Genomic DNA, 15057 nt, shown 5'->3' with positions numbered 1-15057 from the left:
ATTCATAGCGTTCTTCCTGGTCTTCGTTAGCGTACAACTAACGGCTCAGTTGTATGGCGAACGCTCCATTCACGTATCCATACGATCGACGTCATCTGCCGATTGGTTCGTTGAAGTGCGGTCGATTGACAACGTGTTGTTGTCGGCCTCAATGAAGGACACAACGCATCATCTGAGCCTGTCAGAGAGCAAATCGTACTCTATTCGGTGCTTTAGACAAGACACTGGACTACATGAGATCTACTATGTCACTCCGAGTATCGTTGCGCTACGGTCGCTGGAAATTATCAGCACAGATATTGACGTCTTTGTCTCTTCGCCGACCGTTGCCAGATACAGTCAAGCACTTAGGACTTACAATGCGAAGGTCTTCGAGACCTCATACTTCCCATCCAGGGTAGATTTCGATTCACGAATCCAAAGGCTTGACAGTTTAACAGTAGCGCTCGGTTCGGCGCTATGCAGTACAACCTTTCCTGAGGGTAACTGCAACGCCATCCAGTCCGAAGTGATTCAACCCATTCGGTCATACATCGCCGATTGCGCTTCTCGATATCACACTGTACGAGCGGAACAAAGCCAAGAATTCGCTCAAACAACACGTTTGCATCAATTGCCCTTTAATGAGGAGGTGCGTGCGATGATCAGCAAGGTCGCCTACGGACTGTCCTTGTTCTTGGCACGAGGATATGACGTGAAGTCCACCGCCAATCTCACCGCACTGCGAAACATTGTCGGCGCTGAGTGCGACTGTGAATCCGGATATGGTTTCTTCACATCTGCTAACAGCAGCGTAGGCAAACACTTCCTCACTTGCGATGAGGATCTCCCTCGTTCTCTTCTTGCTTTAGCGGGCACAGACAGCTCGTTCTTTTGCAAAACATTGACCAGAGAACTCAACAAGGTCTGCTCAACCTTAGACCTCAAGAGTATTGCGTCTTTCACAGCATCGGACAGGAGTTTGGTGGAGTTTGTGCGCACGCTGCACCCCGACTCCATGTATGTGCTCCACTTCTGGGGCACGTGGTGCAGTCCATGCAAGTTCAATCACGATGACATTATGCTCACATCTGACACCCTTGAGCTTCTTGGAGCCAAGGTTCTTCACCTAGCTCTGGAATACAATAACCGCTACCCCATCTGGCAAGAGTACGTTCGCCACGTCCGGGGTGAGCAACTTCTCATCAAGAACGAACTAACAAACCCTTTGAACATCGTCAACGTGCTGTCAGTCCCTGCTTTTCCCTCCTACGTGATCATTGGCCCGAACAACCGTATTCGTTCTCGCCCCGATTGGCACACCCAGTTAGTACCCACGTTCCGTTCAATCCTAGCTCCCTAACGAAGACGCTTGCAGAAGGCGCTTATAAAGGCGCTTGAACAAGGCGCTTGAACAAGAACAAGGCGCTTAGAAAGGCGCCTACAGAAGGCGCTTAAAAAGCCGCTTGTCAAAGGAATAACTTCCTCGCATACCTTAACGCCCGCTCATGCCGCTTGCGGATGCATTCGCCGGAGACGCCTTCTTGTCGGGCGATCTCTTCCAGGGGGAGTCCTAGCATGTAGTGTTTGCGGAGAACCTCGGCATAGGTCTCTGGCATTGCGCCTATGACTCGTCCGGCATCAACGGTGGTTTCGTGGTCTTCTGTGGTGACAAGGGGCGAATCCCTGTCCTCAAAGGGCGACCAGCCGTCCATGCCATCACGTTCGGGATGGACGAAGCGCCTGGCATTTGCTGCGTGCCTCGACATCACTCTGTTGGCCACCGTGGTAACGTAGGCCTGCAGGTTGTACGGTGGTTCGCGCATCACGGATGTCTCATACGCCACCACCACGGCGTATTGAACGGCTTCATGAACGTCGTCCGGCAATGCCCCCGCATACCGCCGCGTCAAATGCCTGTACAGTTCACTTCGATCAACCACCACCTCAACCTCCGCTGCTGCTGTTGGAGAATGCACCAACGTAGACCGCGGGGAAGCCCCCTACAATGAAGAGTTCGTGAAAGGGGCTTTTGGGTATGTGAAGAGGGCAAAAAGCCCCGTATTTTTCGTGATGGACACACAGAAGACCGACGTACTCGCAACGGAATTCCCCGCGATCTTCCAATTCCTCGACGGCGTGGCAACACACCGTATGAAGCTCGAGAAGGGCACCTATGTCTTTCGAGAACATGAGGGGTGCGGTCGGATCGGCTTTGTCCTCTCGGGATCTATCCGCGTGGTGAAGGAACACGACTCGGGAAGGAACATCACGCTCTATCGCATCGGACCGGGAGATTCCTGCATCCTTTCGATGTCGTGCGCTCTCTCCAATCCCATCCATCAAGCAAGCGCCATCGTTGAGGAGGATGCCGAGGTTCTCACCGTTTCTACCGAGGACTTCCGCACTCTCATCGAACGCTCGCACGATGCACGCGACTATGTCTTCAGCATCTTCGCCACTCGCCTGACCGATGTGATGCTCCTCGTGGAAGAGATCGTCTTCCATCGCATGGACCAACGTCTGGCCGGCATCTTGATCGAGAACTCTGCCCGACACCACACGGACACCGTGGTGGCCACCCACGAACAACTGGCAGAAGAGGCCGGCACCGCCCGCGAAGTTGTTACGCGCATCCTCCGCGACTTCTCAGCACGGGGCCTGGTTGAAGTCCACCGCGGATCTGTGAAGATCACGGATAGGAAGGGGTTGTTGCTAGTGTGCTAGTGTGCTAATGTGCTAATGTGCTAATGTGCTAGTGTGCTAGTGTGCTAATATGTTAGTGTGCTAATGTCACTGAAAGGTGGTTGGCTTTTCCATAGCTTTGAATTAGCACATTAGCAGATTAGCACATTAGCAGATTAGCACACTAGCACATTAGCAGGCGGACATGTTCTTCAAACAGATCTACGAAACCGGCTTGGCACATGCCTCCTATATGGTGGGCTGCCAGAAGACCGGTGAGTGTTTGGTGATCGACGCTAAGCGCGACATCGACACGTACATTGAGATCGCTCGTCAGGAGCGGCTCACCATCACCCACCTGGCGGAAACGCACATCCATGCAGACTTCCTGAGCGGTACCAGAGAACTGGCAGACGTTACGGGAGCTATGATGTACCTCTCCGATGAAGGGGGCGATGAGTGGCAATACGAGTTTGACCACGTTGGGATGAAGGACAAGGACTCCTTCATGGTGGGCAACATCAAGGTGGAAGTGATGCACACGCCGGGCCATACGCCGGAGCATATCTCCTTCCTTGTTACGGATACGCCGGCCATTGCAGACGTACCGATCATGATGTTCACCGGCGACTTCGTCTTTGTAGGTGATATCGGACGTCCGGACCTTCTTGAAAAGGCAGCCGGATATCGCGGTACCATGGAGATCGGCGCACGACAAATGTGGGAGTCCCTCAAGAAGTTCAAGGCATTGCCGGACCACATTCAGGTACACCCTGCACACGGCGCTGGGTCGGCTTGTGGCAAGGCATTGGGTGCTATCCCATCTTCAACGGTTGGATATGAGAAACTCGTGAACTGGGCACTTCGGCATACCAACGAGGAAGAGTTCGTTCAGGACCTTCTGTCGGGTCAACCAGAGCCCCCTTACTACTTCGCCATGATGAAGAAGTTGAACAAGGTTGTTCGACCGCTTCTTCCATCGGTGCCGGAGCTACGTCGGTTCACGCTTGGTGAGTTGAACGAAGCACTACAGGCGAATCGACACATCGTTGATACGCGTTCCAAGGTTTCGTTTGCCGGCGGACACATTCCTCGGTCGATCAACATCCAGAACAACAAGGCCTTCTCTACATGGGCCGGCTGGATGCTGAACTACGAAGAGCCGTTTGTGCTTATCGCAGCAGAGGATCAGCTTGATGACATCACGCGCAAACTCATGCGCATCGGACTCGACAACGTTGCCGGATACTACCCGAACGTTTCGGACTGGGTAGATGCAGGGAATGATCTGATGGAGTTGCCACAGATCCATCTCGATGAACTCAGTTCAAGCTTGAACGATCCGAATGTTGTGGTGCTCGACGTACGCGGTGTGTCTGAACACGAGGCCGGACATATTCCCGGTGCGTGGAACATCCACGCCGGATATCTGCGCAATAGTATCGGCGAGATACCGCGCGATAAGACCGTTGTGATTGCATGTCAGGGCGGTGATCGTTCAAGTGTTGCCGCGAGCATGTTGCAGCGCGAAGGATTCACCAACATCAAGAACTTCCCACTCGGATTCGGCGGCTGGCAAGCTGCTGGTGCGCCGATCGAAAAAGAGGTGCTCGCATGATCAACGAGATCAGTACGGCAGATCTGCATGCTCGACTCGATGCAGGAGAGAACATCATGTTGCTCGATGTTCGTCAGCCCGAGGAGTTTGCAGAACAACATATTCCAAACTCCATCCTCATCCCGCTTGGTGAACTTCCTGATCGTGTTGACGAACTTGAAGACTACCGCGATAAAGAGATCGTTGTGATCTGCAGGTCCGGCAACAGAAGCGGTCAAGCATGCATGTTCCTCACCATGAGCGGTTTTGCAAACGTGGTAAACATGCGCGGAGGAATGCTGTCATGGTAAAACCTTCATTCGATGAACTCATCAACCAGACCGACAAGCCTGTGCTTGTTGACTTCTGGGCTGAGTGGTGCGGACCGTGTCACGCCGTGGCACCCACCATTGAGCAGATCGCAAAAGATTATAAGGGGCGAGCCCTGGTTGTAAAGATCAACGTTGACAACAGTCCAAAGCTCGCAGCACAGTTCAGCATTCAGAGCATTCCAACGCTGATGCTCTTCGATCACGGCAAGGCCGTGTGGCGTCAGGCCGGCGTGCAACCCTATAGTGCGATAGCGCAACAGCTCGATCGGTTCGCGGTCTCCGCATGATCGTTGTCCTCTATGTGATCGCCGCACTCATCGGCATCTCACTCGGACTTATCGGAGCCGGGGGCGCTATCGTTGCGGTCCCAGCCTTTGTCTATATCGGCGGAATAGACCCCAACCTTGCCGATGGCTACGCTCTCTTTATTGTGGCCGTAGCATCTGCTGTTGCCGTCATCATGCAGGGCAGGAACAACCTCATTGATTGGAAGGCTGTACTTGCCTTTGGTTCTAGCACGATCATTACACTTGTTGTTGTACGGTACTACCTCGACAAGTTCGTGCCGCAGAACATTCAGATGATCATCTTCGGTGTTGTGCTCTTGATTGCCGCTGTCGGCATGCTGCGCAAGTCCGAAACACCGGATACCGCCACATCGAGCAAGCCCTCGCTTCTAGCATTGTATGGGATCATCGTGGGCGTGTTCTCGGGTCTTCTTGGTGTTGGAGGGGGCTTCTTGATGACTCCTGCCCTAGTCCTTTGGGCTGGTCTGGATATGAAACGTGCGGTTGCAACCTCTCTAGTTCTCATCAGCATCAACAGCTTTGCCGGTGTTGCAACAGACATGGTAGACGGACTCCAGTACGATTGGATGCTCGTGTTTACATTCACCGCCATAACAACTGCGGGCATCATCATTGGCACCATCCTCTCCCGTCGTATTGACGGGTCAAAACTCAAGGCCGGCTTCGGATGGTTTGTTTCAATCATTGGTGTGGCCGTGCTACTTCGCGAACTGCTCTACTGAAACGCGAACGGGTGCATTGCGCCCATCAATTCCTTCCCAGGTAAACCAAGTCGTTGGTAACGTACGCAGTGACCATCTTAGGACGCTTCCTCTTCAGATCGAGGACCACGTTCACAACCTGGCCAAGAATGCGCTTCGAGACCAACACACGCTTGTCTTTCAGCTCAATGACGTTGTCGGGCGCTTCGCATGTCTCGTAGAGCCAGTCCATCACGATCATGTGATAGACACACTGCTCCATGCAGTGATCAGTAAGCGCGGGATTTTCGAACTTCATCATTTCACTCCTCAAGGCTGTTATCTCTATGTGCCTTGGGGGATCCGAAACGTGACATCAAGTTTTCTAGTTACTCAGTTACAGAGTTACTATTCTTGTTTGGCGTTTTTCTTCCTGAACACAAAGCTGATCGGCACGCCTTCGAAGTCGTGGAGTTTGCGGAGCTGACGTTCGATGAAGCGCTTGTACGCATCAGGGAGGAGCTCAGGGAAGTTGAGGAAGAAGGCAAAAAGAGGCGGTTGCGTCTTTACCTGAGTAACGTAGTTGATGCGCAGGTCGCGCGCTTTGACGCTTGGAGGCGGAGTGCGCTCGAGCATGGCCATGAGTTCTTCGTTGAGTTCGTGCGTTGGGATACGCACGCATCGACGGGCTTGGATGGCCTTGGACATTTCGACGAGTTTCGTGATCCGCTGGTGGGTAAGCGCAGAGATCGTAACGATCGGCACATAGTCCAGCGTAGGCAGCTCATCGTAGATCTTCTTGATGAAGGCATCGGCCGTCATCGTATCCTTTTCGATGAGGTCCCACTTGTTGAGAGCGATGATGATGCCCTTGCGAGCGACTTCTACTTCGTTAATGATCCGCTTGTCCTGTGTTTCCAGACCCTGCGTAGCATCAACAACAACAATCGCTACATCACAACGGTCGATGGCACGGCTTGTGCGCATCGTGCTGTACAGCTCAATACTTTCCTTGATGTGACTCTTCCGGCGAAGTCCGGCAGTATCGATTAGCACGATCTGCTCACCGTAGTAGGTCATCACACTGTCGATGGCATCACGTGTTGTACCCGCGATCGGCGTCACAACCATTCGCTCTTTTCCGAGCAATGCATTCGTGAGTGAGCTCTTGCCAACATTCGGACGACCAACAACGGCGATCTTCAGTCGAGTGTCTTCATCATCGCCGTCGTCCTTCAGATCCTCAACAACAACATCGAGGAAGTCCCCCGTGCTGCGTCCGTTGAGAGCGGAGATCGGATACGGATCACCAAGACCAAGGGCATAGAATTCTGAAGCGTTGAGGTCGAACTGCGCATTGTCGCATTTGTTCACCACCAGCACCACCGACTTTCCGGAGGAGCGAAGCATGCCCCCTATCTCAGAGTCGATAGGTGTGAGGCCGTCTCTTCCGTCAACGAGGAAGATGATCACGTCGGCTTCTTCGATCGCAAGCACTGCTTGTTCACGGATGGCCTTCTCGAACACGTCTACGCTGTCCGGCACGATGCCGCCGGTATCAATGATGCTGAATGTTTTCCCGCTCCACTGTGCCTTGGCATACAGACGGTCGCGCGTCACCCCAGGTTCGCCTTCCACAATTGCGTGGCGCTCCTCGATGATGCGATTGAACAGAGTTGACTTGCCGACGTTAGGTCGACCGACGATAGCTACTAAACCCATAGCTACAAAGGTACGGCTTTACTTGTCCATGTACTGGAGCAGCTCCATCGCCAGGATGCTGAAGCTCACCTGAAGTCCTTCTTCGGCATCGGAGAATGCCACCGCCGGCATGTCATCCATCAGCCATGTAGGGGCTGCTGCATCGAGACCGTTGGGAGGGCCGAAAATGGCTTGGATGCGGTTCTGGAGAGCCCCCTGATCTGCTCTGGAGACGATCATTTCGATCGTGACCGGACGTCCTTCCGGATCGAGGTAGACCGTTGTTTTGCGGGCCTTGATACCGTAGCATGAACAGCCGGTTGAGATCAGCTGATCTCCCTCTTCTACCACCTTTCGACAGGAATCGGTCATCATTTCCCGTGTTTCGTCACGGTCCGTGATCACAGGAAGGGCAAGGGGCCATGTGGGTCGTGTTGTGGATCTGCGCTGGAAAAGCGGTGTGAGATCGAATCTTAGCCACACAGCCTCGTTGTTCTCATACGGACCCAGACTGATAGCTGCTTCGTTGCCACGCTCCCAACGAGCCGTTGTTTCGTCTGCGTACGTTGGATCTCCGTAGGAGTGGGAGACCACATCGGTCAGTTCTGCGGCGATAAGCCCCGTTTTATCACTATCGCAGACCCGAACAAGGGAGATACTTGCTGCCCTGCCGGATGTAGGAGTGAAATAGACGAACAGCGTATCAAAGGCCGTGTTGTTCCACTCAACATTGGTTGCGTAGATACCGGGTGCAACACCTTCCACCTGGGGAACACTGTTCACGGCAAACTTGTGTTCTTTGAGCAAGGTTTCAACACGTGCTCGCGGACTCAGGAGTTTGATATTGAACGGGATCGCCGGCGAGTGATCGAACGGCGTAGGGTCTGTCTGAGCTCCTGCGCCGTGCAATGAGCAGAGCAGGACGATGATCGAGATCCAACTGCGCATGGTATGTGTGCCCTCTGTTGGCATCGAACATACGACGCAGTTTGGTTAGATGGATCGGATGAGTTCTTCCACGATGCGATCGGAGCTCACACCTTCGGCTTCTGCGCTGAAGTTCGTTACCAGGCGATGACGCAGGACGCTGGCGGCAACGGAATTCACATCTTCGATGCTCGGAGTGAAACGTCCGGTCAGTGCGGCTCTACTTTTAGCGCCGAGCACCAGATACTGCGACGCACGGGGTCCGGCACCATAGCCCACAAAGTCCTTCACGATCTTTGGACTATCTGCAACGGGGCGAGTTGAGCGTACGAGCTTCACCGCATGTTCCACCACGTTGTCGGCAACAGGGATCCGTCGCACAAGATCTTGGAAGGCGATGATATCTGCAGCGTCCATCACCTTCTCTACCTTGGCATTCGTTCCGGAAGTAGTGCTACGCACCACATCCACTTCTTCCGAATACGACGGATAATCGAGTCGGAGGTTGAACATGAACCGGTCCAGCTGTGCTTCCGGAAGCGGATACGTTCCTTCTTGTTCGATCGGGTTCTGTGTGGCAAGCACAAAGAACGGCTCTTCCAGATGATACGTAGTGCCTGCTGCTGTTACACTATGCTCCTGCATGGCTTCGAGTAGCGCAGCCTGCGTCTTCGGCGGTGTGCGGTTGATCTCATCAGCGAGCACGATATTGGCAAACACAGGCCCCTTCACAAATCGGAAGGATTTCTGTCCGGTGCTGCGATTGTCTTCGATCACCTCCGTACCGGTGATATCTCCCGGCATAAGATCCGGTGTGAACTGCACGCGGGAATACGTTAGGTGGAGTGACTCTGCGAGTGTCCGCACCAGCAACGTCTTTGCAAGACCCGGCACACCTACCAGAAGGCAATGTCCGCGGGCAAAGAGCGAAATGAGAAGTTGGTCCACAACATCATGTTGTCCAACGATCACCTTCCCTATCTCACGCTTCACAGCAGAGATACGTTTGGCAAGATCTTCAACGAGGGCGGTGTCTAGCATAGTTACTCAGTTACTCAGTTACGCAGTTACATCATGACTATCATGACGTTATGACAAATATGACGTTATGACAAATATGACGGTATGACGTCATAGGAGTCTTGATCGTCATAACGTCATATTTGTCATAACAGTCATAATGTCATTGATAAGTCGATCCACATCGGCTTCTGTTGTAAAACGGCCGAATGAGAATCGCAGGGAGCTATGGGCATCGGCTTCTGACCGACCCATGGCAGTGAGGACGGGTGATGGTTTAGGTTTGGCACTTGAGCAGGCGCTGCCCTTGCTGCACGCAACGTGGGGCATGCCGATCAGGAGTCTGTCTGCATCAACTCCATGGAAGCACACATTGCTGATGTTGTATCCGCGCTCAGCGCTGGAACCGTTGATCGATACGTTGGGCAGTGTTAGCATCGCCTGTTCGAACCGATCTCGGTATGCGCGGATCCGTGCCGACTCTTCGGCGTGTTCTGCCAAGGCGATGGTGCCTGCGGTTGCGAGGCCAACAATGCCAGGAACATTCAGAGTGCCGCTGCGCATGCCACGTTCTTGTCCGCCTCCGTACATAAGGGGCTCCAGCACACACGTTTGCTCCTTGCGGGCACGTGTGAAGAGCGCGCCCACGCCCTTAGGGCCGTATATCTTGTGGGCGGAGAACGTCATGAGGTCGATACCCAATTCGTCCACATTCAGCGGCAACTTCCCATAGGCCTGCGTGGCATCGGTCATAAACAATGCACCCCGAGCGTGAGCCAGAGCCGAGATGGCCTTCAGGTCCTGCATCACCCCGGTCTCATTATTCACCGCCATCACGCTCACAAGGATCGTAGACGTATTGATGAGCAGAGCTGCCGCAGCAAGATCGATGCGACCGTCCGCGTCAACAGGAAGCCATATCACATCGAACCCGTGCTCAGCGCAGTATTCAGCCGTATCACGCACTGCCGCATGTTCCGCATGGGCGGTGACGATCGTTGTGCGTCCGCTGCCACCTTCGGATCGAGCTGCACGGGCAGCGCCCAATACGGCCAGATTGATCGCCTCGGTAGCGCCCGACGTGAAAACGATCTCATTCATGCGCGCGCCGATGTGACCGGCGATCTCCATGCGACTCTTCATCACGGCGTGCTGCGCCTGCATACCAGCAGCGTGTGAGCTGGCCGCATTGTAGAACACATCCGTCAGATACGGCATCATCGCATCGATCACCCGTTTGTCAACAGGTGTTGTTGCGGCATAGTCGGCGTAGATCATATCCATGGGTTACGAAGATACGAGTCCACGTTCGAAGGTGCCCCCTACCTCACCACCACAACCTGTCTCGACTCTGCATACCCCCTATTGACCGAGGCCAGATAGTACATTCCTTGGGGCAGGCCGGAGATTGGGACGGATATCGTTTGCACTGTTGAATTCATTGTCCAGGGGGCTGTATAGGGCTTGCAATCAATGGCGAGAGACCCATCAAGTCGGTAGAGTCCAAAGCGCCAGGTGGCAAAATCGGCCGTTGGCAGGCTGGAGATCGTGACGTTCAGCACCCGCTCCGCTGGATTCGGATAGGCATTGCGGATAGCCACCCACTGCAGGTTGGGGTCGTCATGGACGGAGGTGGGTGTAGAAAGATCAAACTCAACAATGAAACCACGGGTTGAGATCATGCTAAGGTGCGTTGGATTCCCAACATCTGTCTGACCGTCGAACACTACCCCATAACGGTTGATCGCCGACAGATCGAACTCCTTCTTCTCAACCAGACCTGTCGTTGGGTCGAGGAGTAGCAGTATACCGCCAAACCCTAAGAACAATCCAACTGAGTCATGGCCAATGTGTACTGGAAGGCCCAAACTCATTGCTGGCGAAGAGTTAACGAACGCGAGTTCCCGCACAACTGTACCGTCCTCAACATATAGCACACGGTGCGTCAATTCCGGGACACTCTGATCAATGTCTCGATCGAACACGAGCACGCCTGTACGCGTAGGGAACAACCCGCCGATCGTGTGTGTTGATGGAATGTCAATATCAAGGGTGTCATGTCTATCTGTCTGAACATCAACCAATCGTCGTCTCAATACCTGCGAGTAGGTTGACGAATAAATGTAGCCATCTCCGCCGGTAACGGCATACCGGCCCTTGATTAGGACCCACGTTTTTCCACGATCCGTAGAAACAAAAGAACCGTTCGACCAGCTTGAGGTTATGACCAACAAGGCAGGCTCTACTTGAAGAGGCATGCTGACGACGTTGTTTGGTAGAAGTCCCATGAATTGCGCAGGACCATCTGAATCGCATGGTACAACGAAAAGCGAATCATCATATCTGACATAGACGCTATCATTAAAAACGGACATCGAGCATTCGATAGCACTCTCGCGTAGATTTCGACGGCCAACGACCTTCGTTGTCCAAGAGTCTGTTTCGTTGCGGCGGCATCGGACCTGAATCCTTTGCGTGTTGCCCTCAATCGTAGAAATCACGCCCGCAACAACATTCCTGTGGCGCCCAATTGCTGAAACGTACGACCACGATTCACTGATTCGCACACGGACAGCTGTGTCAATGCGCTCAAGACATCGAGCGTATCTCCCGTATACGCGCTCACCATCGTCGGATGCGAGTGTTGCCGTATACGCGTAGCCGGATTGGAGTTCGGCAACTGTGTAGGTGTATAGTACGCGCAATACAGTGTCGACCCGATCACAGGCATAGACTGGGCTATACAGTGTGTTACCGAATCGCGGATTGAGATGCACAAGCACACGCCCTTTTGTAGAGTCCACGGCAAAGACATACCGGGACGCAAACGCCTGCACCTCTGCTGGAAGGTTTGATCCTAGCAAGGACAGAGTGATAGCACTGTCTCTGTCGAGCGAGTATGACAGCGCCTTGTATTCCGTCGTGATGTGAAACAACTCTCGATCAGGAATCACGGTGTTTACAGGGGAGTCGAGCTTTGCAATGAACCGTACACCGCGATCCTCATCAAACAGATAGAGTGATGAATCCTGCGTGGCCAGCATAACGTTGCTTCGAGAACATGCACCGGCGATCACCTGAGAAGGGAGTGCTAGAGGAATCACATTCTTGACGTTTCCTACAACGTCAACAACGCAAATACTTGTTCGACACAGCACAAAGAGCGAGTCGCCTACCCACCCAATTCCCGTTGCGTGGTCTGACAGCTTCTTGCGAGTCACCGCATCGCCTTGGACAATGAGAATATCTCCCGAAGTCTCCACAAGCATAAAACCGTTGCTTGTAGCAACTCCTGTCACGATGTCTGCTAGAGGCTTGGGCACGGCGAGAGGTGCGAGTTGTGTTCCCCGCACATAGCATACCATGCCCAACGCCCCGGTAACAAGAGTATCATCTTGGTGCGCGAGTGCAAGCGAGATATCGTGGTCTGTAGGTGAGAGTACGCCTATCACATCAATCTGTGAGTGTGCATGCAATGATGCAAACAGCATCAAGCAAAACATATAGGCGATGTAACTCATGAAGCCTCTTATGACTATTTGAATCTATCTCACCACCACAACCTGTCTCGACTCCGCATACCCCCTATTGACCGAGGCCAGATAGTACATTCCTTGGGGTAGCCCGGCAATTGGCACGGAGACCGTTTGTACCGTTGAGTTCATTGTCCAGGGGGCAGTGTAGGGCTTGCAATCAACGGCAAGGGAGCCATCAAGTCGGTAGAGTCCAAAGCGCCAGGTGGCATAATCGGCCGTTGGCAGGCTGGAGATGGTGACGTTCAGCACCCGCTCCGCTGGATTCGGATAGGCATTGCGGATAGCCACCCACTGCAGGTTGGGGTCGTCTTGGACGGAGGTGGCGCCATCGATATGCAGCAAGGCCATACTACCACCTAACAACCGCAGCAGAACTCTCCCATTCTTATCTGTTCCGTATACGCCGACAACATTTTGTGAGCGGGGCCAGATCTGCCACGGAGTAAAGGAGCCGGCCGTCCAATCAGTTTCGCGGTTTGGACGGAACCAGTATTGTCCACCATATGATGCAACAACGAACAAGGCATCCTCCCCAATCACACCTGCATGGAGCGTGCGGTAAGGAATCTCGGTCACCAGCGAACATGTGTCTGCAACCTTTCCATCCCGCACGCAAATGAACCGGTTGATTCGCGAACTCCTTTTCTGGTCAATGTCCGTGACAAATATCCAGACACCGCCTTTTGTCGGAACAATGTCTAACATTGCTTCGTTGGTGCGCAAACTGACGGTAAGGCTGTCTTGAAATATCACCGTATCTCCAACCGAATACCGATACAACGTTCCGCGATACATCGTATACACGTTGCCATCTCCCCCAACTGTGGCAGTATTGCCCTTTATCGACCTCCATGTAACTCCCGTATCGTGACTGATCTGGGTGTTTCGAACAAACTCTAGTCGCGATGTCGCAAGGAGAACATTCTCAGTCATCAGTGCGACGGGAGCAGATGTGCCGTTAGGGATGCGTCCTCTTTTGGTTATGACATCTGACGTAACCGATCGCACGAAAACGGAGTCCATGGCAAACAGGACAACAAGATCTTTGTAGGCACTGTGACTTGCCATCGAATTCGTTTCTGCGATCGTGGACTCGCGGATTAACACGTCCTGGATGCGCCAAGCCGAATCTAGAAAGCGTACAACGTGACCAGTTTCTCCTCCACAATCCATCGCACCGAGAACCGAGATGCCTCTCTCGTCTCGACACATCGTACCCCGTGGATTGAAGTGGCAACTCATGACGACCCGGCAAGAGGTGTCGACTCGTTCAATGATCGTGCCATCATCCCCAACAAGGACTTCACCTGTTGGCGATGCAACAAAATCAGACATCGCGTATCCATTTTTGATCTGCGCCGGTTGGTAACGGAAACGTACTCGGAGAACCGTGTCCTCGCGATCACAGAGAAATATCGGGCTTCTGTCCGTATTGCCCAGAATTGGGTTGAGATGAACAAGAAGAGTATTGGTGTGTTCATCAACAGCTGCTATCATACGGCTGGCATTATTAGCAACGACCGGATCGATATCAGCCTGCTCCAATCGTAGATTGACCAGTCTTCTTTGAGCCCGGGAGTAGAAGTAGCTCTGGTATGGCGATGTGAAGATCACCATATCATCAGCAACGAACACTCTCTCTACAGTCTCCGTTACTCTCTCAATACGGTCTATGGTTCCATCGTAGCCTATGGCATATAGAGTAGAATCATCTGCTACGCCGAATGCTTCGCTTTTGCCAAGATCGGCCACGACGAGTGAGCCGCTTAGTGGAAGAGCGATCTTCTCAACTACCCTGAGGTCTTGATCAAGCCTTAGCACAGCACTCATCCCTATTGCAAGGAAGCCGCTATCGCTGGGGCGAAGTCCAACTATTCGTTCTGGCGATCTTACTCTGGCCACCACCCCATTCTTGACAACGAGGACATCACCCGTAGTCTCAACAAGATAGAATGCTGAGTCGACCGATACACCACTGTGAATGTTCGATTGTGGTTCGGGCACAGTCAGATAGGTCAAACGACTGGACTCATACATTCCCACCAGTCCATCATCGCCGGCTATGAGTGTGTCAACGCCATTCGTCAGCACTACCCTAAAGGTCCGCTCCGAGGGTTTCAACAGGGAGCGGACCTCGACCTGAGCCTTGGAATGACTACTTGCAATGAATAGCAAGATCATTGTAACTATGGCGCAAATGTGAAGCACACTTACTCTCAGTTGATTCTTTGAGTTCAATACATCGACTACAATTCTACTAACAGAAAGTTACGGGAGACCGGGGCACATTGG

At 53.1% G+C, this 15057-nt stretch carries 14 protein-coding genes; 6 read left to right on the top strand and 8 right to left on the bottom strand.

Annotated features, from left to right (window positions below):
* Nucleotides 1-640: 640 nt before the first annotated feature.
* A complete protein-coding gene (locus IPI29_13420) occupies nucleotides 641-1342 on the top strand; it encodes a hypothetical protein (protein MBK7413547.1) in 702 nt (233 codons plus the stop codon).
* Nucleotides 1343-1448: 106 nt separating this feature from the next.
* Here IPI29_13420 and IPI29_13415 read toward each other — a convergent pair whose 3' ends face one another.
* Entirely contained in the window at nucleotides 1449-1961 is a 513-nt protein-coding gene (locus IPI29_13415; protein MBK7413546.1) for a sigma-70 family RNA polymerase sigma factor, read from the bottom strand.
* A gap of 91 nt (nucleotides 1962-2052) precedes the next feature.
* Here IPI29_13415 and IPI29_13410 point away from each other — a divergent pair, with 91 nt between their 5' ends.
* The 5 genes from IPI29_13410 to IPI29_13390 all read left to right on the top strand — a co-directional run bounded on the left by IPI29_13410 (nucleotide 2053) and on the right by IPI29_13390 (nucleotide 5623).
* A complete protein-coding gene (locus IPI29_13410; protein ID MBK7413545.1) occupies nucleotides 2053-2706 on the top strand; it encodes a Crp/Fnr family transcriptional regulator in 654 nt (217 codons plus the stop codon).
* A gap of 163 nt (nucleotides 2707-2869) precedes the next feature.
* Complete coding sequence (locus IPI29_13405; GenBank protein ID MBK7413544.1) at nucleotides 2870-4282, top strand: MBL fold metallo-hydrolase; 1413 nt, start codon at nucleotides 2870-2872, stop codon at nucleotides 4280-4282.
* Nucleotides 4279-4572: a rhodanese-like domain-containing protein gene (locus IPI29_13400; protein MBK7413543.1), complete on the top strand. Its 294-nt coding sequence runs from the start codon at nucleotides 4279-4281 to the stop codon at nucleotides 4570-4572. The genes IPI29_13405 and IPI29_13400 overlap by 4 nt, the downstream gene beginning before the upstream one ends.
* Nucleotides 4566-4880, top strand: a complete 315-nt coding sequence (gene trxA / locus IPI29_13395; GenBank protein ID MBK7413542.1) for a thioredoxin — start codon at nucleotides 4566-4568, stop codon at nucleotides 4878-4880. Before IPI29_13400 ends, trxA begins: the two co-directional genes overlap by 7 nt.
* Nucleotides 4877-5623 carry a sulfite exporter TauE/SafE family protein gene (locus tag IPI29_13390; GenBank protein ID MBK7413541.1) on the top strand — a complete coding sequence of 249 codons (747 nt, stop codon included), beginning with the start codon at nucleotides 4877-4879 and terminating at the stop codon, nucleotides 5621-5623. The genes trxA and IPI29_13390 overlap by 4 nt, the downstream gene beginning before the upstream one ends.
* A gap of 25 nt (nucleotides 5624-5648) precedes the next feature.
* Here the strand turns inward: IPI29_13390 and IPI29_13385 are convergent, their stop codons facing one another.
* The 7 genes from IPI29_13385 to IPI29_13355 all read right to left on the bottom strand — a co-directional run bounded on the left by IPI29_13385 (nucleotide 5649) and on the right by IPI29_13355 (nucleotide 14886).
* A complete protein-coding gene (locus IPI29_13385) occupies nucleotides 5649-5903 on the bottom strand; it encodes a hypothetical protein (GenBank protein MBK7413540.1) in 255 nt (84 codons plus the stop codon).
* Nucleotides 5904-5989: 86 nt separating this feature from the next.
* The gene (gene der / locus IPI29_13380; GenBank protein ID MBK7413539.1) at nucleotides 5990-7303 is read right to left on the bottom strand and encodes a ribosome biogenesis GTPase Der; all 1314 of its coding nucleotides are present in this window, start codon (nucleotides 7301-7303) and stop codon (nucleotides 5990-5992) included.
* A gap of 18 nt (nucleotides 7304-7321) precedes the next feature.
* Complete coding sequence (locus IPI29_13375; protein MBK7413538.1) at nucleotides 7322-8230, bottom strand: hypothetical protein; 909 nt, start codon at nucleotides 8228-8230, stop codon at nucleotides 7322-7324.
* A gap of 45 nt (nucleotides 8231-8275) precedes the next feature.
* Complete coding sequence (locus tag IPI29_13370) at nucleotides 8276-9250, bottom strand: AAA family ATPase (GenBank protein MBK7413537.1); 975 nt, start codon at nucleotides 9248-9250, stop codon at nucleotides 8276-8278.
* A 108-nt stretch (nucleotides 9251-9358) separates the two neighbouring features.
* Nucleotides 9359-10507 carry a cysteine desulfurase gene (locus IPI29_13365; GenBank protein ID MBK7413536.1) on the bottom strand — a complete coding sequence of 383 codons (1149 nt, stop codon included), beginning with the start codon at nucleotides 10505-10507 and terminating at the stop codon, nucleotides 9359-9361.
* 44 nt (nucleotides 10508-10551) lie between these two features.
* Nucleotides 10552-12720, bottom strand: a complete 2169-nt coding sequence (locus IPI29_13360) for a hypothetical protein (protein ID MBK7413535.1) — start codon at nucleotides 12718-12720, stop codon at nucleotides 10552-10554.
* Nucleotides 12721-12774: 54 nt separating this feature from the next.
* On the bottom strand, nucleotides 12775-14886 hold the full coding sequence (locus tag IPI29_13355; GenBank protein MBK7413534.1) for a hypothetical protein: 2112 nt from the start codon (nucleotides 14884-14886) through the stop codon (nucleotides 12775-12777).
* Nucleotides 14887-15057: the final 171 nt, after the last annotated feature.

It is taken from the genome of Ignavibacteria bacterium, assembly GCA_016707005.1.
In the GTDB taxonomy this organism is placed as follows: domain Bacteria; phylum Bacteroidota; class Ignavibacteria; order Kapaibacteriales; family Kapaibacteriaceae; genus UBA10438.
This window is presented reverse-complemented; position numbering and strand designations above follow the sequence as displayed.

Bases quoted from the DNA above. Each gene is read 5' to 3' on its own strand.
- IPI29_13400 (MBK7413543.1), top strand. From the start codon at position 4,279: ATGATCAACGAGATCAGTACGGCAGATCTGCATGCTCGACTCGATGCA.
- IPI29_13360 (MBK7413535.1), bottom strand. From the start codon at position 12,720: ATGCTGTTTGCATCATTGCATGCACACTCACAGATTGATGTGATAGGC.
- IPI29_13405 (MBK7413544.1), top strand. From the start codon at position 2,870: ATGTTCTTCAAACAGATCTACGAAACCGGCTTGGCACATGCCTCCTAT.
- IPI29_13365 (MBK7413536.1), bottom strand. From the start codon at position 10,507: ATGATCTACGCCGACTATGCCGCAACAACACCTGTTGACAAACGGGTG.
- der (MBK7413539.1), bottom strand. From the start codon at position 7,303: ATGGGTTTAGTAGCTATCGTCGGTCGACCTAACGTCGGCAAGTCAACT.
- IPI29_13370 (MBK7413537.1), bottom strand. From the start codon at position 9,250: ATGCTAGACACCGCCCTCGTTGAAGATCTTGCCAAACGTATCTCTGCT.
- IPI29_13385 (MBK7413540.1), bottom strand. From the start codon at position 5,903: ATGATGAAGTTCGAAAATCCCGCGCTTACTGATCACTGCATGGAGCAG.
- IPI29_13410 (MBK7413545.1), top strand. From the start codon at position 2,053: ATGGACACACAGAAGACCGACGTACTCGCAACGGAATTCCCCGCGATC.
- trxA (MBK7413542.1), top strand. From the start codon at position 4,566: ATGGTAAAACCTTCATTCGATGAACTCATCAACCAGACCGACAAGCCT.
- IPI29_13420 (MBK7413547.1), top strand. From the start codon at position 641: ATGATCAGCAAGGTCGCCTACGGACTGTCCTTGTTCTTGGCACGAGGA.
- IPI29_13375 (MBK7413538.1), bottom strand. From the start codon at position 8,230: ATGCGCAGTTGGATCTCGATCATCGTCCTGCTCTGCTCATTGCACGGC.
- IPI29_13390 (MBK7413541.1), top strand. From the start codon at position 4,877: ATGATCGTTGTCCTCTATGTGATCGCCGCACTCATCGGCATCTCACTC.